This is a genomic window from Streptomyces sp. NPDC002867, from assembly GCF_053591895.1.
In genome coordinates this window covers 25,870-47,562 of record NZ_JBSFUR010000038.1, presented here as the reverse complement: position 1 = coordinate 47,562, position 21,693 = coordinate 25,870, and the positions used below count along the sequence as shown (strand labels likewise).

Annotated in this window: 16 protein-coding genes, 1 tRNA gene and 1 pseudogene; 10 read left to right on the top strand and 8 right to left on the bottom strand. The window is 74.0% G+C overall.

What is annotated here, in order from left to right; all coding sequences use genetic code 11:
• Positions 1 to 48: 48 nt before the first annotated feature.
• The gene (locus ACWD0A_RS27170; RefSeq protein ID WP_451302219.1) at positions 49 to 1,443 is read right to left on the bottom strand and encodes a HAMP domain-containing sensor histidine kinase; all 1,395 of its coding nucleotides are present in this window, start codon (positions 1,441 to 1,443) and stop codon (positions 49 to 51) included.
• Positions 1,440 to 2,141 carry a response regulator transcription factor gene (locus ACWD0A_RS27165; protein ID WP_177153711.1) on the bottom strand — a complete coding sequence of 234 codons (702 nt, stop codon included), beginning with the start codon at positions 2,139 to 2,141 and terminating at the stop codon, positions 1,440 to 1,442. The genes ACWD0A_RS27170 and ACWD0A_RS27165 overlap by 4 nt, the downstream gene beginning before the upstream one ends.
• Positions 2,142 to 2,229: 88 nt before the next feature.
• On the opposite strand from ACWD0A_RS27165, the gene ACWD0A_RS27160 reads away from it, so the two are divergent.
• A complete protein-coding gene (locus ACWD0A_RS27160; RefSeq protein WP_451302217.1) occupies positions 2,230 to 2,736 on the top strand; it encodes a hypothetical protein in 507 nt (168 codons plus the stop codon).
• Here ACWD0A_RS27160 and ACWD0A_RS27155 read toward each other — a convergent pair whose 3' ends face one another.
• Together ACWD0A_RS27155 and ACWD0A_RS27150 are read right to left on the bottom strand one after the other, a co-directional pair.
• Entirely contained in the window at positions 2,737 to 3,600 is an 864-nt protein-coding gene (locus tag ACWD0A_RS27155; protein WP_307715369.1) for a spermidine synthase, read from the bottom strand.
• A gap of 716 nt (positions 3,601 to 4,316) precedes the next feature.
• Positions 4,317 to 4,748 (bottom strand): hypothetical protein, encoded by a 432-nt coding sequence (locus tag ACWD0A_RS27150; protein WP_451302215.1) that lies wholly within the window; start codon positions 4,746 to 4,748, stop codon positions 4,317 to 4,319.
• A gap of 247 nt (positions 4,749 to 4,995) precedes the next feature.
• Here ACWD0A_RS27150 and ACWD0A_RS27145 point away from each other — a divergent pair, with 247 nt between their 5' ends.
• A complete protein-coding gene (locus ACWD0A_RS27145; RefSeq protein WP_451302213.1) occupies positions 4,996 to 6,426 on the top strand; it encodes a tetratricopeptide repeat protein in 1,431 nt (476 codons plus the stop codon).
• Positions 6,427 to 6,481: 55 nt separating this feature from the next.
• Here the strand turns inward: ACWD0A_RS27145 and ACWD0A_RS27140 are convergent, their stop codons facing one another.
• Complete coding sequence (locus tag ACWD0A_RS27140; RefSeq protein WP_451302211.1) at positions 6,482 to 7,078, bottom strand: histidine phosphatase family protein; 597 nt, start codon at positions 7,076 to 7,078, stop codon at positions 6,482 to 6,484.
• A gap of 133 nt (positions 7,079 to 7,211) precedes the next feature.
• Here ACWD0A_RS27140 and ACWD0A_RS27135 point away from each other — a divergent pair, with 133 nt between their 5' ends.
• From ACWD0A_RS27135 to ACWD0A_RS27105, 7 genes and pseudogenes are all read left to right on the top strand, one after another.
• Positions 7,212 to 8,090, top strand: coding sequence for a phosphatase PAP2 family protein (locus ACWD0A_RS27135; protein ID WP_451302209.1), 879 nt, complete (start codon positions 7,212 to 7,214; stop codon positions 8,088 to 8,090).
• A pseudogene (locus ACWD0A_RS27130) lies at positions 8,020 to 9,159 on the top strand (hypothetical protein); the annotation flags it as partial. The gene ACWD0A_RS27135 and the pseudogene ACWD0A_RS27130, both read left to right, overlap by 71 nt.
• Positions 9,160 to 9,380: 221 nt before the next feature.
• Positions 9,381 to 10,970, top strand: coding sequence for a hypothetical protein (locus ACWD0A_RS27125; protein WP_451302207.1), 1,590 nt, complete (start codon positions 9,381 to 9,383; stop codon positions 10,968 to 10,970).
• Positions 10,967 to 12,307, top strand: coding sequence for an AAA domain-containing protein (locus ACWD0A_RS27120; protein WP_451302205.1), 1,341 nt, complete (start codon positions 10,967 to 10,969; stop codon positions 12,305 to 12,307). Before ACWD0A_RS27125 ends, ACWD0A_RS27120 begins: the two co-directional genes overlap by 4 nt.
• Before the next feature lie 73 nt (positions 12,308 to 12,380).
• Positions 12,381 to 12,719 carry a hypothetical protein gene (locus ACWD0A_RS27115; protein WP_451302203.1) on the top strand — a complete coding sequence of 113 codons (339 nt, stop codon included), beginning with the start codon at positions 12,381 to 12,383 and terminating at the stop codon, positions 12,717 to 12,719.
• Between the two features lie 1,124 nt (positions 12,720 to 13,843).
• Positions 13,844 to 14,470 (top strand): bifunctional DNA primase/polymerase, encoded by a 627-nt coding sequence (locus ACWD0A_RS27110; protein WP_451302201.1) that lies wholly within the window; start codon positions 13,844 to 13,846, stop codon positions 14,468 to 14,470.
• A tRNA-Lys gene (locus tag ACWD0A_RS27105) sits at positions 14,461 to 14,534 on the top strand. Before ACWD0A_RS27110 ends, ACWD0A_RS27105 begins: the two co-directional genes overlap by 10 nt.
• A gap of 73 nt (positions 14,535 to 14,607) precedes the next feature.
• Here the strand turns inward: ACWD0A_RS27105 and ACWD0A_RS27100 are convergent.
• Positions 14,608 to 15,906 (bottom strand): M6 family metalloprotease domain-containing protein, encoded by a 1,299-nt coding sequence (locus ACWD0A_RS27100; RefSeq protein WP_451302241.1) that lies wholly within the window; start codon positions 15,904 to 15,906, stop codon positions 14,608 to 14,610.
• 388 nt (positions 15,907 to 16,294) lie between these two features.
• Between ACWD0A_RS27100 and ACWD0A_RS27095 the strand changes: the two genes are divergently transcribed.
• Positions 16,295 to 18,124: a putative bifunctional diguanylate cyclase/phosphodiesterase gene (locus ACWD0A_RS27095; protein ID WP_451302199.1), complete on the top strand. Its 1,830-nt coding sequence runs from the start codon at positions 16,295 to 16,297 to the stop codon at positions 18,122 to 18,124.
• 495 nt (positions 18,125 to 18,619) lie between these two features.
• Here the strand turns inward: ACWD0A_RS27095 and ACWD0A_RS27090 are convergent, their stop codons facing one another.
• Positions 18,620 to 20,332, bottom strand: a complete 1,713-nt coding sequence (locus ACWD0A_RS27090) for a glycosyl hydrolase family 18 protein (RefSeq protein ID WP_451302197.1) — start codon at positions 20,330 to 20,332, stop codon at positions 18,620 to 18,622.
• A 225-nt stretch (positions 20,333 to 20,557) separates the two neighbouring features.
• Positions 20,558 to 21,646 carry an LLM class flavin-dependent oxidoreductase gene (locus ACWD0A_RS27085; RefSeq protein ID WP_177153759.1) on the bottom strand — a complete coding sequence of 363 codons (1,089 nt, stop codon included), beginning with the start codon at positions 21,644 to 21,646 and terminating at the stop codon, positions 20,558 to 20,560.
• Positions 21,647 to 21,693: the final 47 nt, after the last annotated feature.

Genomic DNA, 21,693 nt, shown 5'->3' with positions numbered 1-21,693 from the left:
GCATCGGGGCCGATTAATGATCGGGGCCCGGCCAGGTGTGGAGCGCTCTCAGACGGTCGCCCTGCGGCGCCGCTGCACCCGCCCGCGGTGGCCGCGCCGGCGCTCGCCACGCGCTGACTCGCGCGGGTCGAGTCCGATCCACACGCGGACCTCCGTACCGCCGAGCACCGAGCGGCCGATGCGCACGTCACCGCCGGTCGACTCCGCGACCCGGCGCACGATGTCCAGACCGAGACCGGTAGAGCCCTCCTTGGCCCCGCTGTTGCCGCGGGCGAGCGCGGCGGCCGGGTCGGCGATGCCCTCGCCCGCGTCCGAGACGAGCACGATGACGGCGTCGTCGCTGTTGTGGACGTCGACGGAGAACGCGGTGCCCTCCGGGGTGTGCCGGAAGACGTTGCCGAGCAGCGCGTCGAGGGCCGCGGCCAGTTCGGGGCGGGCGACGGGGATGCGCACGGGCCGGTCCACGCCCGCGAGCCGCACCGTGCGGCCCTCGTCCTCGGCGAGCGCCGACCAGAACTCCATCCGCTCGCGCACCACTTCCGAGGCGTCGCAGCCCGCGCCGGGCCCGGCCGTCGCGGTCTGCGGCTTCGCCTCGCGCGCCGTACGGATGATGGTGTCGACCTCGCGTTCCAGCTGGGCGACGGCCGCCCTCGTCTGTTCGGCGGCGGCGCTCTCGCCGAGCGAGGCCGCGTTGAGGCGCAGCACCGTGAGGGGGGTGCGCAGCCGGTGCGAGAGGTCGGCGGCCAGCTCGCGCTCGTTGGCGAGGAGCTGGACGACCTGGTCGGCCATCGAGTTGAACGCGACGGCCGCGGAGCGCAGTTCGGGCGGCCCCTCCTCGGGGACGCGGGTCCCGAGCCTGCCCTCCCCCAGCTCCTGCGCCGCACCCGCGAGCCGCTGGGCGGGCTGCACCATGCGGACGCCGAGCCGGTCGGCGACGGCGACCGACCCGACGACGAGCGCGACACCGACGCCCGAAAGGACGAGCCAGGCGGTGTCGACGCCGTTGGACACCTCGCCCTCCGGCACGAAGATCTCGACGACGGCGATCTGCCCGGTGCCGATGGCGGTGGGCTGCAGCAGCGCGGAACCGCCCGGCACCTCGGTGATCGAGGCACGCCCGATGCGCTGCACGGTGGCGAGGTCCTTGGCGGCCGCGCGCCGGCTCCCGATCTCCAGTGGGACGCTGCCGAGTTCGCCGGAGGCGGGGATGTGCACGGCCATCCGGCCGGCCGCGCCGGCGGGCGTGGACTCGACGGCCCGCTCCAGAGGCCCGCGTTCGGTGGTGACGGTGAGCGTGGGGCCGATGGTGGCGGCCTGCCGCTCGGCGTTGGAGAACGCGCGGTCGCGCGCCATCTCCTTGATCACCATGCCGAGCGGCAGCGCGAAGGCGAGCACGACCATCACCGTGACGGCCAGGGAGACCTTGACCAGGGCCCATCTCATGGCCGCACGGCCTTCGGCGGCTCGAGCTTCACTCCCACTCCCCGCAGGGTGTGCAGGTACCGGGGGCGAGCGGCCGTCTCGCCGAGTTTGCGGCGCAGCCAGCTCAGATGGACGTCGATCGTCTGGTCGTCGCCGTAACTCTGCTGCCACACCTCGGCCAGCAGCTCCTTGCGGGGGACGACGACGCCGGGCCGGCCCGCGAGGAAGGCCAGCAGGTCGAACTCGCGGCGGGTGAGATCGAGCGGGGCCCCGTCCAACTCCGCTTGGCGGCGCAGCGGATCGATGGACAGCCCGCCGACCTGGAGGACACGGCTCGGCGGGGCGTCACCGGTGCCGGCGCGCGCCCGGCGGAGCACGGCGGCCATCCGCGCGGACAGGTGCTCCACGGAGAACGGCTTGGTGAGGTAGTCGTCGGCGCCGTCGTTGAGGAGCCGCACGATCTCGGCCTCGTCGTCCCGCGCGGTCGCGATGATCACCGGTACGTCGGTGATACCGCGCAGCATCTTCAGGGCCTCGGCGCCGTCCAGATCGGGCAGACCGAGGTCCAGAATGACCACGTCGAAACGGAAATGGGCCACCTCACGCAGGGCCTCCAGGGCCGTGCCGACGCTCCGTACCGTGTGGGAGGCGTCGGTCAAGTGCCTGATGAGGGCGGAACGCACGAACTGGTCGTCCTCGACCACGAGCACACTTGCCATGGGCCGCACCGTACGCCATCCGGAGGACACCGGCCCCGTGGACGGGCAGGCGGGACAGCCGGGGACCGAGTGGTGCACTATGGCCCGGATGAGCAGAGGACTGGTGCATGCCCTGGCATGGTCGCTGTCCACCGGAGCCGCGGTGACGCTGTCCTGGTGGGGCGTCCACACGGTCATGGCCGGAACCGCGTACGACCGCCCGCGCGCGCTGCCCATCACGGCGCAGACCTCGGCCCCGCAGGCTCCGTCGCCGGAGCCGCCGCCGCCGAGCCCGTCTCCCACGCCGTCCCCGGTGAAGCCGTCCGCCACGCCCCCGCCGTCGCGGCCGTCGCCGGCCGAGCCGTCGAAGCGTCCGTCGCCCTCCGCCTCCGCGGGGAACGTCAAGGGCTACACGGTCAAGGGCGGCCGGGTCGTCTTCGACATCGGCGAGAGCTCGGCCGAACTGGTCTCGGCGACCCCGGCGTCGGGCTGGCAGATGCAGGTGTGGACGCAACCGGCGTGGATCCGGGTGACGTTCACGCGGGACGGCCACGAGGTGTCGGTGTTCTGCACCTGGAACGGACACCCGCCGATGGTCCAGTTCGACGAGCGGTAGCTAGCTCTTGAAGACGGCGGCCGGCGGCACGGGCGAGTCCTTGGCGCTCGCGTCCGTGACCGGCGCCGCTCCTCCGGTGAAGTCGGCGAGCGCCCGGCCGTGTTCGACGCGCCCCGCGAAGGGGTCGCCGGCGACGCGGCGGGTCAGCTCGGCGACCGGCAGCTCGGAGTCCGAGGCGAGCAGTACGGCGTTGCCGAAGCGGCGGCCGCGCAGCACCGTCGGATCGGCGGCGAGCGCGAGCTCGGGGAAGACGGCGGCGGCGGTCGCGATCTGGGCGCGCAGATGCGTGAGCGGGGGGCCGTCGGCGAGGTTCGCCGCGTAGTACGCGCCCGGGCGCAGCGCCCTTCTCACCTCGGCGAGGAACTCCGTACTGGTCAGGTGGGCGGGCGTGCGGGCCCCGCTGAACACGTCGGCGATGACGAGGTCCGCCCAGCCGTCCGGCACCTTGGCGAGTCCGGCGCGGGCGTCGGCCGCGCGGACCCGGATCCGGGCGCCGGGGTCCAACGGGAGCCGGGTGCGCACCAGTTCGACGAGGGCGGCGTCGACCTCGACGATCTGCTGCGTGGAACGGGGCCGGGTGGCTGCGACGTACCGGGCGAGGGTGAAGGCGCCGCCGCCGAGGTGCACGACGCGGAGGGGACGGCCGGGCGGGGCGGTCAGGTCGATGACGTGGCCGAGTCTGCGCTGGTACTCGAAGGAGAGGTGGCCGGGGTCGTCGAGGTCGACGTGCGACTGGGGCGCGCCGTCGATGAGGAGGGTCCAGCCGCGGGGCCGCTCGCGGTCCTCGACGAGCTCGGCGACGCCGCCGTCCACGCGCTCGACGAGCCCCCCGCCGTCCCGCTCCCGCTGTCTGCGCCTGCCCACGCCTCCATTATCGCCGCGGCTCGCACACGAGCGCGCCGGGGGCCTCCCCCGCCCGCCCCCGTGACGTTGTGCCCCCTCCCTGCGGAAAGACCGCTCACAACGGTGCTCGCCGGCGCCGCGCGGCAGGCGCCCATGGGCCCGGTCCCAAGCTCGTGCCCACCGCGCCGCGAAACACCCGATCCGGGAGGTGAACCCGCCGCACCGCCCAGCAGACGCATGGATGGAGCACCGGCCCGAGGATGCCTTCGCGCGCCGCGAAGCGGGCACCGCAGGGGCGCGTGGGCGGAGCCCCGGTTCGCATCTTCGCGCCGCGAAGCGGGCGCCGCAGGGGTGCGTGGGCCGAGCCCCGGTTCGCATTCCCTTGCGCCGCGCAGCAGGCGCTGCAGGGCCGCTCGGGGTGGACCCCCCGCACAGCTCAGCAGACGCATGGCCGGAGCACCGGCGGATGCCTTCGCGCGCCGCGAAGCGGGCGCGGCAGGGCCGGTCTCGGGGGTGGGCCCGCCGCGCCGCCCAGCAGACGCATGGCCGGAGCACCGGCACGACGGTGCCTTCGCGCCGCGAAGCGGGCGCGGCAGGTGCGTGGGGCGGAGCCCCGGTCCGCATTCCCTCGCGCCGCGCAGCAGGCGCAGGGGCAGCGCCCCAGCTCTCGGCAGAGTTTCGGGGAGGGGCGGGGTGGGGGCATCACCCCCGCGGACGGCCCGCGCTGCGCGCGCGCCTCAGCAGCAGTTGTCCGCCGCCTCGATCAGCCGCGCCGCCTCCCCCAGCGCCTTCCTCAGCACCGCCGGGTCCGTCACCGCCTCCGCGCCCTCCGGCGGCAGCAGCCAGCCCGAGCCCAGCACCGGCGGCGGCACGCCGGGAACGCCGGGAAGCCGCAGCCCCCGCCCCGACGTCTGCGTACACGCACTCCCCGGCACGTCCCACCCGTCGGCCGTGCCCGGCGGCACCAGGAAGCCGAGCGTGTCGCACGCCCCGTCGTGCAGCACCGGCCCCACCCCCGGTGCCGCCGCCGCGCGGCGCAGGATGTCGACGGCCTCCAGGCCCTGGCGCGCGGGCACCGTCACCAGGTCGCACGGCGCGGCAGGCGGCACGCTGCTGTCCGGGGTGGGCCCGTGGGCCACCGTGGTCGAGGGCGTCGCACCGGTCTCCATGCCGACCTCCAACAAGGGGATCCCCCTCCTCGCCGAGTCCCATAGGGAGACACGTAGCCGGTCTCCTTACGGTTCAACGGCCGTGCGCGTCAACGGCTACGGCGGCACGCCGCCGCAAAGGATGGCAGTTCATGGCAGATCGCCGACGAGATGTCCCTTTTGTAGCCAAACCCTGTGTGAGTTCCCTGTCACAGCAGGTACGTTCTTGCTCCGCCGGAACACGGCTGCACCAAGAGAGGGCTCGGCCATGGCGTCGTCGTCACAGGCATCGAGGGCGCACCCCGCGCACCCCAACCTGGCCTTCCGCCGACTGCGCGGATCTCGCTCCGCGGGCGAGTTCGCCACGGCCGTCCGCAGGGCCGCCCGCGAGATCGGCGAGCAGGTCTCGTGCGACGCCCGCTACATCGGCCGGGTCGAGGCGGGCGAGATCCGCTGCCCCAACTACGCCTACGAGCGGGTGTTCCTGCACATGTTCCCCGGTCTCACCCTGACCGATCTGGGCTTCACCGCCCGGGAGGACGTGCGCGGCCGCGGCCGCCGCGCGGCCACCGATGCGCCGGAGGCCCGCCCCCCGGCACCCCCGTTCCCGCCGTGCCGTCCCTTCGACGGCGGCCGGCCCAGCAGCGACAGTGACATCGACGAGGAGAGCGACGTGCTGCGTCGCGCATTCATGACGAGCGGCTCCGTCACGGTGGCGGCCGCCTCCCTGGGACTCGGTTTCGCATCCGGTTCCGGATCCGGTTCCGTGCCCGCGCAGCACCGGGTCGGCGAGGCCGAGGTCGGCGCCGTCGAGGAGGCGGTGCGACGCATCCGCCTCCTCGACGACCGGCACGGCGCCGACGGGCTCTACCGGCGGGCCGCCCAGCCCCTGCGCGCCGCGTACGCGCTGCTCGACGCCGGGACGTGGTCCCGCAGGTCCACGGCGGACCGGCTGCACGCCGGGGCGGGCGAACTGGCCATCTCCGTCGGCTGGCTGGCCCATGACTCCGGCCGCTTCGACGACGCGCGCTCGCACTACGCGGAGGCGCTGGCCACCGCGCGCGTGGCGGGCGACCCGGCCCTGGAGGCGCACGCGTTCTGCAACACGTCGTTCCTGGCCAGGGATGCCGGCCGGTTCCGGGAGGCGGTGCGCACCGCGCAGGCCGGCCGGCGCGCGGCCCGGCAGGTCGCCTCGCCGCGGCTGCTGTCGCTGCTCGCGCTGCGGGAGGCGGGCGGCTGGGCCGGGCTCGGGGACCGCGCCGGCTGCGAGCAGTCGCTCGCCCGCGCGCACACGTACTTCGAGCAGGGCGCGTCGCCCGACGACCCGGAATGGATGTCGTTCTTCGCCGAGCCCGAACGGGAGGCGCTGCAGGCGCAGTGCTGGGCGGCGCTCGGCGACTTCACGCGCGCCGCGCACCACGCGCGCCGCGCGGCGGCGCTCCAGGACCACCGCTTCACCCGCAACCTCGCGCTCTACCGCGCGGAGCTCGCCGCCGACCTGGCGCGCGCCGGCGTCCCGGACGAGGCGGCCGCGGCAGGTGAGCAGGTGCTCGCGCTGCTCGGGGACGTCCGGTCGTCGCGTATCCGGACCATGCTGGCGGACACCGCGCGGGTGCTGGCGCCGCACCGGCGTGCCGAGGGGGTCGCGGCCTTCCTGGACCACCATGCGACGGCGACCCGAGGGGTGTCCCGCGCGTAAGGCGCGGGCCCGCGGGAGGACGGCCGGGCGCCCGTAGGAGGACGCCGGCCGCTGCTCAGACCTCCAGGTGCCCCAGATCGTTCCAGCGCTCGAACGCGCGCTCCCCGTACGCCCACGAGAGGACCGACAGGCTCGTCGGATCGAGGCGGATGCGCGCGCCGAACGAGATGTCCTGTCCCAGCCAGCGCGCCCCGATCGCGCGCAGGATGTGGCCGTGCGCGAAGACGAGCACGTCACGGTCGGCGGACAGCGCCCACTCGACGACCTCGTCCGCGCGGGCGGAGACCTGGGCGAGCGTCTCTCCCTCCGGGACGCCGTCGCGCCACAGCAGCCAGCCGGGCTGCCGGGCCTGGATCTCGGGCGGGGTCAGCCCCTCGTACGCCCCGTAGTCGTACTCCATCAGCACGTCCCACGGCTGCGCCCGGTCTCCGAAGCCGGCCAGGGAACACGTCTCGCTCGCCCGCACGAGCGGGCTGGTGCGGATCTCGGCACCGGGGAGCCCGGACCACGGCGCCCGGTGCAGCCGCTCGCCCAGCAGCTTGGCGCCGCGCCTGCCCTCGTCGAGCAGCGGGATGTCCGTCCTGCCGGTGTGCCGGCCACTCAGCGACCATTCGGTCTGGCCGTGCCGTGCGAGGAGGATCCGCGGTGCCATGGGCGCTCCCTGGTGTTCACGAGTGCTTGTCGTCCCATCATCCCGCACCCCATCGGGAGGCAACCTCCGGGACGGGGAAGGCGTCCCCTTCCAGGACGAGTGATCCTTCGAACTGAAGACGGAGACCGACCGGATGCCGCTCCCCGCGCAGCACCAACGGCCCCGCTGGTGGACCGAGCTGATGCTGATCGCCGTGGTGTACGCGGCCTACTCCGCAGGACGGCTCCTCGCCCGCGGCGACGTGTCGACGGCCGTGGACCACGGACTGGCGATCCTGCGCGTGGAGAAGGCGCTCCTCGTCGATGCCGAGCACCCGCTGAACCGTCTCTTCACCGAGACCCCGGCGATCGGCATACCCGCCGACTTCGCCTATGCGACCCTGCACTACCTCGTGACCCCGGCGATCCTCGTCTGGCTCTTCCGCCGCCGCCCCGCCCGCTACCGGGCCGCCCGGACCTGGCTCATGGTCTCCACCCTGCTCGGCCTGGCCGGGTTCACGCTGATGCCGACCTGTCCGCCGAGACTGCTCGACGCGGCCCACGGCTTCGTCGACACGATGGCCCAGTACAGCGCGTACGGCTGGTGGGGCGGGGAGGCGAGCGCTCCGCGCGGGCTCGGCGGCATGACCAACCAGTACGCGGCCATGCCCAGCCTCCACGTCGGCTGGGCCCTGTGGTGCGGAGTGATGCTCTGGCGGCACGGGCGTACGCCGCTGATGAAGGCCCTCGGCGTCGCCTACCCGCTGCTGACCACGGTCGTCGTCATGGGCACCGCGAACCACTACTTCCTCGACGCCGTCGCCGGAGCCGCCGTGATGGGCGTCGGCGCGCTGCTCGGGCCGTACGCGATGCGGCTCGCCGACCGGGTCACCGGCCGCTTCGCGCACCGCGCGACGCCCGCCGTTCTCCCCGTTGTCGGTGGCGGATGCGAGACTTCGGCGGGTGAGCGAATCCCCGGACAGCGCACCTCCTCCGAAGGCGCCGACGACAGCACTCAGGCAGCGGCTCGCTGAGCTGCGCGGCCCCGCCGCGCAGCCCCAACCGCTGGACGCCCGCGCGCTCGCGGCCCTCGCCGCCAACCCCGGCTGCGAGCGGCGCGCCCTGCTGGACGGCGTCGGCGTGGACAAGGCCGCGCTGGCCTCGGCGCTCGGCTCTCCGGCGTCCTTCGGCCAGTCGCAGTTCGCGTTCATGCGGGGCAACGCCTTCGAGGCCAAGGTCAAGGCCGACAGCGGCAAGGAGCTGATGCGGCTGCTCGGTCTCGACGATCCGCACGAGGTGCATGTCCCCGACCTCTCGGCGACGGGCCCCGAGGGCCGCACGGCCCGCACCGCGCTGGCGCTGCGCGAGGCGACCGGCGCCGGGGGCTTCGCGCTGCTCGACCACCCGATGCTGGCGCTGGACGTCGCGGGCTCCCCGGCGTATCTGGAGCCGGACGCGGTCGTGGTGCATCCCGACGGCCGGTGGACGGTCGTGGAGATCAAGTCGTTCCCGATGATCGACGCGGCCGCGGACGCCGCGAAGGTGGGCGCGGCTGCGCGGCAGGCCGCGGTGTACGTGCTGGCGCTGGAGCGGCTCGCGGCGCTGACCGAGGGCGCCTCCGTGTCCCACAGTGTTCTGCTGGTCTGCCCGAAGGACTTCACCAACATGCCGACCGCGTCCGTGGTGGACGTGCGCAAGCAGTTGTCGGTGACCCGGCGCCAGCTGACCCGGCTGGCGCGGCTGGAGGACATCGCGGCGGAGCTGCCCGACGGCGTGACGTTCGACGTGGAGTCGTGCTCGGCCGAGGAGCTGGCCGACGCCGTCGAGCAGGTGCCGCACGCGTACGCGCCCGAGTGTCTGGCCGCCTGCGAGCTGGCGTTCCACTGCCGCGACCGCGCCCGGCTCGCGGGCGCGGTGGAGGCGCTGGGCCGGTCGGTGCGGGGCGAGCTCGGCGGGCTGACGACCATCGGGGACGTCCTCGCCGCCGCGCGCGGTGAGGACGGCGACCCCGACGACCCGGCGGTCGGCGCGCTGCGCCGGGCGGCGGCCCTGCGGGCGGAGTCGCTGCGGGCGGCGGAGTCCCTGCGGCCGGCCGGCCGGAGCGCCGCGGTGACGGAGACCGCCCCCGACCGGGTCCCGTCCCCGGGCCCGGGGACGCACCGCGCGGCCGGCCGTCCCACCACGACCGGCCGGACCGCCGCCGACAGGCCCGCCGTGGCGCAGGAGGCTGCCGCCGGCCGCGAGACCGCGCCCGTGAGGGAGGCCGACGCCGCGCGCGCGAGCTCGGTCGCGCCGCGCGGGGCCCTGGCCGAGGAGGGCGTCGAATGTCGCTGATCTCGACCCTCGCGCGGCTGGAGGCCGTCGAGTCCGGGCGGGCCCAGCCCCTCGCGACGGTCCGCCACCGCCATCTGTCGCAGCGGCCCCTGGTGTTCGTCCCGCTCACGACCGCGGGCGAGGCCGGCGCCCCGCTCGGGGCACTGGTCGGCACGGACCCCGGCCGGCCGCGGCTGCTGGTCGTGGCCCAGCCGCGCGACCGCGACCTGCGGTCGGCCTTCCTCGCGGAGCTGGCCGACGCCGTCCTTCCGTACATGGACGGGTTCGGCGACGACGTCGAGCACGTCGAACGCAAGGAGACCGACGCGGAGACCGGCAAGAAGGTCACCGTCGAGGTGGAACTGTGCGCTGACGCCCCGCAGTTGATCGTGCCGAGCCGCGCGGGCGTCGAGTACGTGCGGATCCTGGGCCGCTCGATGCGCTTCCGGCGCACGGCCGAGCAGGACCCCGACACCCCCTACCCCGCGCCGCCGCGCGTCCCGCTGCTGGGCCGCTGGCTCACGCACTACGGGGAGCGGGCCCGTGTGCCCGGCTCCTCGCTGCTGCTGGCGGCGACCGACCTGCTCAACCGGCACTGGGCGACGGGCCAGTCCTCGTTGGAGGACCAGCACCTGGGCGCCGTGCTCGCGTGGATCGACGCGGGCGAGGGCGAGTCGGGGGCCGAGGCCGCGCTGCGGGCGGAGCTGGCCCGCGGCCGGGACGGGCAGTTGCTGTGCCCGCCGGCCGGTCCCGCGACCGACCCGGCGTTCGACAACCGGCTGCTGGCGCCCGCGACGGAGCGGTTCGACCGGGCGCGTCAGCTGCTGGCGGCCGCGGAGGACGGGGCGAGCGCGGACGAGCGCCTGGGCGAACTGCACGACGCGGAGCGGGAGATCCGCCGCCTGATCGCGAGCCAGTTGCGGCCCACCTGGGAGGCGGTGTGGCGGACGGTGGAGCTGATGCGCGCACTGCCCGAGGGCGCCCGGGTGGCAGACCGCTGGACCCGCGACCGCTGGTCGTTCACCGCGCATCGCGACCGGGTGCGGGCCGGGGAGCCGCCGCAGCCCAGGCGCGACGACGCGGTGACCGCCGCGCACAAGCTCGCCGCGCGGGAGAGCGCGCAGGCCCAGCTGGACGCGCACGAGGCGCTGGACGATCCGCTGGTGCTGGCCGGTCACCGGCTCGCGGGCCAGGCGTTCACCGCCGAGGTGCTCGACGTGGAGATGGCCTGGTCCGAGTCGAAGCGCCCGAGCCCGCGCCCGCTGGTCACCGTGCGCACGGACGACCGCCCGCACCTCGGCGAGCGGGCGAAGGTGTACCGCTCGCTCGAAGGCAAGCCGCAGACCGCCGAGTTCGTGCGGTACGAGGGGGACGGCGTCCTCGTGCTGCGCGTCACCGACCGCATGGGCCGTGCGAAGGAGCCCGCCGAGGGGTCGGTGCCGGCCAAGGGCGACCTGATCGACTGGACCCTGTTCGAGCACGACCAGCGGGGCGGCCCGAAGCTGCCCGACCCGGAGGAGACGCCGTGGACACACGGCGGACCTCCGCGCTCCGACACCGCCGAGAGCCCCGACCTCGTCACCCCGGAGGATCTCCTGTGACGTCTCCCGTGACGTTCGACCCCTCGGCGGAGGCCGCGCGCGCCACCGCCGGCATCCTGCACGACACCCTCCACGGGGACGCCCGGGGCGTCGTCGTCGACTCCCCGCCCGGCGCGGGCAAGTCGACGCTCGTGGTGCGGGCCGCGCTCGAACTGGCCGGGGCCGGGCGCCCGTTGATGGTCGTCGCGCAGACCAACGCGCAGGTGGACGACCTGGTGCTCCGTCTCGCCGACAAGGAGCCGGAGCTGCCCGTCGGCCGCCTCCACTCCAACGACTCCGACCCGTACGACAAGGCGCTCGACGCCCTGGACAACGTCCGTACGTCGGCGAAGGCCGCCGATCTCGCCGGCCTGGACGTCGTCATCTCGACGGCGGCGAAGTGGGCGCACGTGCAGAACGTCGAGCCGTGGCGGCACGCGATCGTCGACGAGGCCTACCAGATGCGCTCGGACGCGCTGCTCGCCGTCGCCGGACTGTTCGAGCGTGCGCTGTTCGTCGGCGATCCCGGCCAGCTCGACCCGTTCTCGATCGTCGGCTCCGAGCAGTGGGCGGGGCTCTCGTACGACCCGTCGGCGAGTGCGGTCTCCACGCTCCTCGCCCACAACCCGGACCTGCCGCAGCACCGGCTGCCCGTCTCGTGGCGGCTGCCGGCCTCGGCGGCGCCGCTGGTGTCCGACGCCTTCTACCCGTTCACGCCCTTCCGCAGCGGCACCGGCGCGGGCGACCGGCGGCTCGCCTTCGGCGTCCCCTCCGACGGCTCGGGCCCGGACCGGGTGCTGGACGAGGCGGCCGAGTCCGGCTGGGGCCTGCTGGAGCTGCCCGCGCGCCGCACGCCCCGTACGGACCCGGAGGCGGTCGGGGCGGTCGCGCTGGTGGTGCGGCGGCTGCTGGACCGGGGCGGGGCGGCGGTCTCCGAGGTCTCCGCCGAGCCCGTGCCCCTGACCGCCGACCGGATCGCGGTCGGCACCGCCCACCGCGACCAGGCGGCGGCGGTCCGCGTGGCGCTGGCGGACCTGGGGGTCTCGGGCGTCACGGTCGACACGGCGAACCGGTTGCAGGGCCGCGAGTACGACGTGACCGTCGTGCTGCACCCGCTGTCGGGCCGCCCGGACGCGACGGCGTTCCATCTGGAGACGGGCCGCCTGTGCGTCCTCGCCTCGCGCCACCGGCACGCGTGCATCGTGGTGTGCCGCGCGGGTGTGGGCGATCTGCTGGACGAGCACCCCTCGACGGAGCCGGTGCAGCTCGGCGTGACCGTGAAGTTCCCGGACGGCTGGGAGGCGAACCACGCGGTGCTGGCGCACCTGGCCGAGCACCGGGTGAGCTGGCGGCCGTGAGGCCCTCTTGCGGCGAGCGGGACAATGGATGACGGCCCGGGGCCCGGGCCGTGGTGCGAGGAGGAGAACGGACATGGCAGAACCGGAGCGGACGACCGAGCGCAGGATGCGGCCGGCCCCGCTGCTCTTCGAGCCCTCGGAGGCTGCCGCCGACCCCGAGCACTTCTTCGACCTGGAGTCCCTGGAGGACCCCCAGGAGCTGCTGTCCCGCGCGACGGAGCTCACACTGGCCTTCCGGGCGGCGACGGACCGCGCCATGGAGTTCCAGGCGATGGCCGCGGCCCAGCTGGCGGACCCGCGCCGCTTCGACCGGCTGACGCCGACGGAGATCGGGGAACGGGCGGGCTGGACGGAGGACTACGCGCAGAAAATGATCGACTTCGGCCGCGACCTCCTCCGCGGGGCTCGCTGACGCTCGCGTGTCCCCGCGCCCCGGGGTGCCACGCCCCGATCCCGTGGAAATGGTGGGGCCGGCCCACCATGCCGCGACGGGGAGCCGCCACGTGGGCGCGTGCCCGCGCCAGCAGCACGAAGCTGCCGCCTCCAGCGGGCCCCCATGCCCGCGACGCGAAGCTGCCGCGTATGGGGATGCGGCCATCCGGGGCGCGAAGCCGCCGCCCCGAGGGCGTGCCGCCATCCCACGGCGCGCAGCTGCCGCTAACGGGGGCAGGGGCGTCAGCCCCGACAGTCCTCTGGCCCGCACAGGGCCGAGGGCGAAGCCCCCGTTTTCGGAAGGGGCAGGGTAGCCGAAAGCCCGGGCCAGGCCCGCCCGCACGCCGCGCCCGACCATTCCGAGGCGCGGAAGCTCCCCCGCGAAAGGGGGCGACGCCGCGCGCCGGGCGCGATCATGCCCGCAGCGCGGAGCTACCGCTCTCAGGGCGTGCCGCCATCCCGCCGCGTAGGGGCGTAGGGGAGGTGTCAGCCCCCACGTTCCCTTGGCCCGCACGGGTCCAGGGCGAAGCCCCGGTTCCGGGAAGGGGCGGGGAGGGGGAAGCCACCGGCCAAGCCCGCGCGCCGCGTACGACCATCCCACGAGGCAAAGCCGCCGCCCGAGGGCGTGCCGCCATCCCACGGCGCGAAGCTGCCGCTGACGGGCGCAGGGGCGTCAGCCCCGACGATCCCTTGCCCCGCAACGGGGGTCCGGGGCGAAGCCCCGGTTCCGGGAAGGGGCGGGGCGGGGGGAAAGCCACCGGCCAGGCCAAGCACGCGCGCCGCATACGACCATCCCGCGGGGCAAAGCCGCCGCCCGGAGGACGTGCCGCCATCCCACGGCGAAGAAGCCGCCGCGTAGGGGCGTAGGGGCATCAGCCCCCACGTTCCCTTGGCCCGCACGGGTCCAGGGCGAAGCCCCGGTTCCGGGAAGGGGCGGGGCGGGGGAAAGGCCCCCGGTCCGCGCCCGCACGCCCGCGTGCGCCATGGCCCCGCATATGCCAGCCACACGCGGCCAGGCGCAAGATACTCCCCTCCGCCCCACCCTGTCCCCGATTTCGTCAACCCTGGGAAACCGGAACGTTACTGCCGGTAGACCTTGTCCCCATGAGCGCATGGCCGCGAGACCGAGAGCACACCACGGACATCTTCGCCCTCCTGCGCGAGGAGAGCCGCGATCACGTCGCCGAGGTCACCCCGCCCGGCGACGGGTGGCTCGCCTCCGCCCAGGCGCATCCCCGCTCGGCGCTGGCGCAGTGGGAGGACCGGCCCACCGCCCCCGCCGTCCTCCCCTGCGGCACCGTCTTCGACGTCGTGAACGTGCCCACCGTCTTCGGACGCCGGATGCTCGGCCGGCTGTGGGACGAGGGTCCCGGCTCCGGGCCCGTCGCCATGCACCGGGGGCGCATGATGCTCTTCGCCGCCCCCGGCACAGCCCAGCGCCTGCCGTCGCTGCTCGACTGGGAGGAGTGGGGCGAGGCCGTCCCGCCGCTCATCTGCCACGGCATCGGCGACGCCGTGACCGTCCCGGCCCTGACGCCCTCCGGCGCCCCCTCGGCGCCGCGCTGGCTTGTGGCCCCCGACACACGTCGCCCCTGGCTGCCGGGGCCCGAGGTGCTGCTCTGGGCCTGTGTCCGGGCCGCTCGCGACGGGGCGCGGCAGGGGGTCCGCATATCGATTTTTCCTCCCGCCGACCAGGATGCTAAGGTCTACGACGTCAGCAGGCGCCGCTAGCTCAGTTGGTTAGAGCAGCTGACTCTTAATCAGCGGGTCCGGGGTTCGAGTCCCTGGCGGCGCACAGACGGAAAAGGCCCCTCGCGAGAGCGAGGGGCCTTTTCGTATCCGTCCGCGCAGACCGCCCGCACGCGCCCTCACGCGGTCGTGATCTTGACCGTCCACGCTCCGGTGGCCGTACGGTCCGCCACCTCCACCCGGGCCCGCCCGCCCGGCGGACCGGGCACCGTGAACGTCTCGCCCACCTGCAGCGGTGCGTCCGCCAGCGGCGGGTAGACCGACTCGTCGCCGCACGCCTCGGTCTCCGGGTGCGTGTCCACCACCTCGATCGGCCCGTCCCCGGACGCGGCCTCCCCCCGGACCCGGTAGAGGAGCACCCCCTCGGTGCAGGTGAACTCGTCGTTGCCCGTGGCGCTGCGCGCCTCGATCGCGAGCACGCTGTTGTGCCCGGTGCGCACCACCGCGAGCCGCGTACCGACGCTGCCGCCGTGCACGGGCGCGGCGGCGAGCGGTTCCAGGGTGACGATCTCCGCGCCGCCCGGCGGGCCGGCCGAGGCGGGCGCCTCGTCCGCGCCGTTCACGCACCGGACCTCCGCCCGGCCGAGCCAGCCGAGCTTCCACTTGTGCCAGCCGAACAGGTCGGGCGCGAGGCCGAACTGGCTGCCCATGACGTCCCAGTCGCCGACGTGGGTGTCCCAGTCGCCGTAGCCGCCGTCCTCGGGCCGGTGATAGAGGTCGGGCAGGTCGAAGACGTGCCCGGTCTCGTGGGCCAGGACGTTGCGGTCCGGGGGGTGGCGTTCGAAGACGGTGACGACCCGCCGGATCTCGGCGCCGTCCGCGGACAGCGGCCGGTCGAAGTTGACGACCTTGGTGGCGTCGGAGTCGACCCCGGGGGCGTCCGGGTCCGCGACCAGGTAGACCACGTCGTAGCGCGAGAAGTCGACGTCGTCGTCGGCCGCGTCGATCGCGTCCTGGAGGTAGGTGGCGCGCCGCTCGGGGTCCCAGTCACGCCTTATGTCGTAGACGACGGACGCCTTCGGCATGCGCACCCACTCCTTCTGCGGGTGCGCGCGCAGCAGAAACTTGCCGTACGAGGCGCGCCGGAAGAAGTCGCTCGTGGCGGGGAAGTGGTCGGCGGCGAGCTCCTGCGGTCTGTTCAGCGGGACGGAGTCCGGGAACGACAGGAAGATCATGACGGCGTCGAGCCGGTCGACGGGTTGCGGATAGGCGGAGTTCCAGGAGTCGAGGCCGAGGGAGTGGTGGGCCTGCGTGCGGGGCAGGGCGCAGGGACCGGCGGAGGAGACGGCCACGGCGGGCCCGGTCACGAGGGACGTTGCCGTGAACGCCACGAGAGAGGTGAGCGCCGCGGCAACACTGCGCAGGCGCGCCCCTTCCACTCTCACGGGTGTTCCCTCGGGCGACTGCTGACCCTCCACGTAGACCTCCGGCTCGGGAATGCTGGATGCCTCACCCACCTTGTGATGTTTTACGGATGTTTGCCCTGTTCCGGTGCCCCACTCGGGTGACCGACCTGACACCGGCCCGATGCCGACCCGAGATGCGGCGACACTCCGAAGGTTCACGGAACGTCACATCCGGTCAGGTTGGTTCCGACACCGGTCGCCACCCGCGCAGAAACGATCGGCCGTGGTGTGCGGGGGCCCGCGCCGGGTCGGTGACGCTGGAACGGCCGCCGCGCCAGCCTCTATGATCGGCACACTTTCCCCGAGTCCTTGCGGGATTTCTTCGGTGAATGTCTCGGGCGGCCAGCCCCCGACCACATTTGCACGACCCTGTACGACACACTGCATGCGGGAGTGAGCGGTGAGCGGAACCTCCGAGGGACAAGGGCCCGCGGGCGTCGCAGTCCCCGGAAACGTCCGAGAGTCCGTCACCGAGCGTAACGGTGTGGGCCGGAGCTCCGCCGAGCTGTGCGACTACCGTGCCGCCTTCAACGCCGCACAGCTCGCCATGACCGTCGTCGACCACGAAGGACTCGTCGTCGGCGCCAACGAGGCGTTCGCGGCCCTCTTCGGCACCCGTCCCGCCGAACTGCGCGACCAGTGCGCCGCCGACCTCATCGACCTCGCCTCCGACGCCCGCACCTGGCACGCCTACCGCGAGGTGCTGCGCGGCCGGCGCTCGCGGTTCCGCTGCACCCGGCGGCTCAAGCATCCTGATGGGCGGGCGCTTTGGGCCGAGGTCACCGTCGCCCCCGTGTCCGGAACAGGCGACGTGCTGCTGTCCGTCGCCGACATCAGCGACCGGCGCGAGCTGCACGCACGGCTGCGCCATCTGCAGCTGCACGACCCCGTGACCCGGCTGCCCAACCGGACGCTGTTCTTCGAACGGCTCACCGCCGCGCTGGAGTCCTCACCGTACGACCACGGTTCCACCGGCCGGATCGGGCTGTGCTACCTGGACCTCGACGGGTTCAAGGCCGTCAACGACACGCTCGGGCACCGGGTCGGCGACCGGCTCCTGGCCGCCGTGGCCGACCGCCTGACCGAGTGCGCCGACAACAGCGGGGCGCGCGGCTGCGGCCACCTCGTCGCCCGGCTCGGCGGGGACGAGTTCGCCATCCTGGTCGAGGACTCCACGGGCACCGAGCAGCTCGCCGATCTCGCACGGGCCGTACTGGCGGCGCTCCAGCAACCGTTCGACCTGGCCGGCCGGCGTCTGTCGGTGTCGGCCTCCATCGGTGTCGTGGAGCGCGCGGTGACCGGCACGAGCGCCACCGGGCTGATGCAGGCCGCGGACACGACGCTGTACTGGGCCAAGGAGGACGGCCGGGCCCGCTGGACCCTCTTCGACCCCGAGCGCAACGCGCACCGGATGACGCGCCAGGCGCTCTCCTCCACGCTCCGCCCGGCCGTGGAACGCGGCGAGTTCGCGCTGGAGTACCAGCCGCTGGTGGGACTCGCGGACGGGGTGACGCGCGGAGTGGAGGCGCTGGTGCGCTGGAACCACCCGCAGTTCGGCACGCTGACGCCGAATCGGTTCGTCGCCATCGCCGAGGAGGACGGCTCGATCGTGCAGCTCGGGCGGTGGGTGCTGCGCACCGCGTGCCGCCAGGCGCGCCGCTGGCAGCTCGACCACCCCGGCGTGGAACCGCTGTTCGTGAGCGTCAACGTCGCCGTACGGCAGGTGTGGGACTCCGACCTGGTGGCGGATGTCGCGGAGATCCTGGCCGAGACGGGACTGCCGCCGCATCTGCTCCAGCTGGAGCTCACCGAGTCGGCGGTGATGGGCTCGGCGGGCCGGCCGCTCCAGGCGCTGAAGGCGCTCAGCGAGATGGGCGTGCAGATCGCGATCGACGACTTCGGGACCGGCTACTCGAACCTCGCGTACCTGAGCCGGCTTCCGGTGTCCGCACTGAAGCTCGACGGAACGTTCGTCCGTGGGTTCCAGGACGAGGCCCACGCGAACCCGGCGGACGAGACGATCGTCGAGGCGCTGGTCGAACTGGCCCACCGGCTGGGGCTCACGGTCACCGCCGAGTGCGTGGAGACCTCGGGACAGGCGTCCCGGCTGCGGCGCATCGGCTGCGACACGGGGCAGGGCTGGCTGTACTCGCGGGCGGTGGCGCCGGAGCGGATCGCGGAGATGCTCGGCACGGGTACGCGCGCGGAGCCTGCGGGGGCGTCGGGCTGAGGGGACGCCGCCGGGTGGCGGGGCCGCCGCGCGGGGCCGTTCCCCTCCCCGCCCTCCCCCGAAGGCCTGGCCGCCGTGGGCGATACCCCACCCCGAAACCGGGGCAAGCCCCGGACTCGTACCGCGCTTCGCGCGGTGTCCTCGAGCTCGCCTACGGCCTGGCGGCCGTGGGTGTGGTCCCCGCCGGCGAAGCCAGGCGGAGTCCCCGAACGGGCCGGTGATCGAGGTGCTGGGTTCCCCGCACGCGCGCAGGCGCAGGAAGGGGCCGGGCGGAGCCTCGAACGGAGACCGGGGCCGAACCCCGCAGCCCGCGCCCGCAAGGGCGCAGGACCACGGCCCCGGGGCGGAACCGGAACGGGACACCGCGCGGCGCGCGGTACGCGCCGGGACGGGCCCCCGGCAGCGGCCCCGGCTGCGGAAAGGGGGGTCCCCCACGGCCGACAGGCCGCAGGGGAGAGGGCGGGGTGGGGTGGGGAACCACCCCGCCCTCGTCCGTCAGCAGGCGCCCAGGTCCTGCCAGACCCCCCATTCGCCCGTCGTGCCCGGCTCCTCGCCCTTCGTCCACCACTTCGCCCGCCACGTGTGCCCCTCGTGGGAGACCTCCGTGGTGCCGGTGTACGTCTCGGTCGCGGACCAGGCCGGGGCCGTGCAGCCGAGGCCCGGTTCCGACGGGGAAGGCGTCGGGTCCGTCGGCGTCGGGTCCGTCGGCGTCGGGTCCGTCGGCGTGGGGGTGGGAGTCGGGGTCGGGGTCGGGCCCGTCGGGGAGGAGCCGACCGCCGCGACGATGTCCTTGAACAGCGTGGCGTTCGCGTCCAGTCCGAGCAGCGAGTACATCATCGCGCCCGCCAGGCCCCGGCTGTGGGCGTAGTCGGCCCGTGCCTGGATCGCCCGCCGGTCCAGTCCGGTGAAGAACTCGCCGTCCTTGTAGAAGTACGCCGCCTTCGCCTCGTCGTCCCAGAAGGTGGTCGCCGGGTTGTCGACGATGCCGCCGAGCTCCTTGTAGTGCGCGATTCCGGCCTGCTGGCTGACGGGACGGGCGGCGGAGGCGCCGGTCGCGCTGCCGCCGAGACCGTTCTTCGTGCCGGCCGGGACGCCCTTCCAGCCGCAGTAGTAGAACTCGTATCCGAGCGTCAGCTTGCCCGCGGGGAAGCCGCCGGTGATGCCGTACGCCGCGTTGCCGTCGATCCAGGCGTCGATGGCGCCCGCGATCGAGTACTTCTGGGTGCCCGGCTTGATCGGGTCGGTCGGGTCCGACGCCGGGGAGTACAGCGGTGACTGGTGGTAGGCGGGCCCGTCGCCGTCCCAGGCGCCGTGCATGTCGTACGTCATGATGTTCGCGTAGTCGAGGTACGCACCGATCTTGTCGGTCTCGATGTGCTTGATCTTGTCCTGGCCCGCCGGGAGCGCCGCGGTCAGCAGGTACTGCTTGCCGCCGTGCGCCGCGCCGTACGCGTCGAGCTGCTTGCGGAACTCGGCCAGCAGCAGCGTGAAGTTCTGCTTGTCCTCGGGGCCGTAGTGGTTGCCGAGGTGGCCGTCGGGCGAGCCCGGGTACTCCCAGTCGATGTCGATGCCGTCGAAGATGCCCGCGGCGGTGCCGGGACCGCCGTAGCCGCCCTCGACCGGCAGGTCGCCGGCGATGTACTGCTTGATGCAGGAGGACACCAGCTTCTTGCGGCTCGCGTCCGTCTTCGCCGCGTCGTGGAAGTACTTGGAGTAGGTCCAGCCGCCCAGCGAGATATTGATCTTCAGCTTCGGGTACTTCGCCTTCAGCTCCTTGAACTGGTGGAAGACGCCCACGATCGGCTGGTCCCACGTGTCCGCGACGCCGTCGACACTGTCGGCCGCGCTGAAGCTGCGCTGGTAGTCGGCGTACGAATCGCCCGCGCCGTCACCGGCGTTGGGATTGGCGTCGTCGCCCGCCGCCTTGTTCGCCATGAAGCAGGTGAGGTCGGTGGGGTGGATGTTGCCGAACGAGTAGTTCAGGACGTCGAGTTCGCCCGCGATGCCCCGGGTGTCCAGGTGCTTGGGGTAGAAGGCGTTGCCGTACACGCTCCACTGGTCGTAGTACGCGATCTTGACGCCGCCGGCGGACGCGGCGGGCGCGGCGTCGGCCGCCTGGGCGGTGTCGGGGCCGCCGACGGCGGTCAGCGCGCCGGCGGCGAGCGCCACACCGGTGAGCGCGGCGAGCAAGGGCTTGCGGACGTGCACGTGCGACCTCCGAGGGGGGTGCGTGGTACGGGAGTTGGAGCAGTGATAACGGTCCCCGGAAGCCCGCGTCAATGGTCTGCACCAAATGAGGACTAGACCAATTTCGGCCCGAAATCCCTCGCCCGAGACCTGCGCCTGTTGCGAAAAACCGCTCGCCACACGGGGTGACGAGCGGTTTAAGTCCTCCTTAATGAGCCACGCGCGAGAGGTTCACCGGCGAACCACTCAGGCGGGCAGACCGTACGCGTCCGCGATCAACTCGTAGCTGCGCAGGCGCACATCACCGCCGTGCGCGTTGGCCGTGATCATCAGCTCGTCCGCACCGGTGCGCTTCTGGAGGTCGTCCAGCCCCGCCCGCACCGCGTCCGGCGTCCCGTGGACGATGTTTGCCAGCCAGCTGTCGACGAACTCCCGCTCCATCGGGCTGAACGCGTACTCCTCCGCCTCCTTCGGCGTCGGGATCAGCCCGGGCCGGCCGGTGCGCAGCCGCACCATCGACAGCGCTCCGGTCAGCACCTGGCGACGGGCCTCCCGCTCGTCGTCCGCCGCGAGGGCCGAGACGCCGATCAGGGCGTACGGGGCATCCAGCACGGCCGAGGGCCGGAAGCTCTCCCGGTACAGCTCCAGGGCGGGGAGTGTGTTCTGCGCGGAGAAGTGGTGGGCGAAGGCGAACGGCAGCCCGAGCGCCCCGGCGAGCCGGGCACTGAACCCGGAGGAGCCCAGCAGCCAGACAGGCGGGCGGGCCGGGGACTGGACGCCGCCGGGCGCGGTGGCCTGCACCGGTCCGGGCACGGCGTGGATGCGCGCGTACGGGTGCCCGTCCGGGAAGTCGTCGTCGAGGAACCGGATCAGCTCGGCGAGCTGCTGCGGGAAGTCGTCGGCGCCCTCGTGGAGGGTGTCGGAACGGCGCAGGGCCGCTGCCGTGGCGCCGTCCGTGCCCGGCGCGCGGCCGAGGCCGAGGTCGACGCGGCCCGGCGCCAGCGCCTCCAGGGTGCCGAACTGCTCGGCGATGACCAGCGGGGCGTGGTTGGGCAGCATCACGCCGCCGGAGCCGAGGCGGATGCGCTCGGTGTGGGCGGCGAGGTGGGCGAGGATCACGGCCGGGGAGGACGAGGCGACGCCGGGCATGGAGTGGTGCTCGGCGACCCAGTGCCGGTGGTAGCCCCGGCTCTCGGCGAGGCGGGCGATGGCCACACTGGTGCGCAGCGCGTCGGAGGCCGTGCGGCCGCTGCCGACCGTGACCAGGTCGAGCACGGACAGGGGGACGGGGGCGGTGCCGGCCGCCGTGCCTCGGATCTCGTCCACTGCGTTCACGGGTGGGGCCCTCCTGGATGAGTCGTACGTATCCCGACCCACAACAG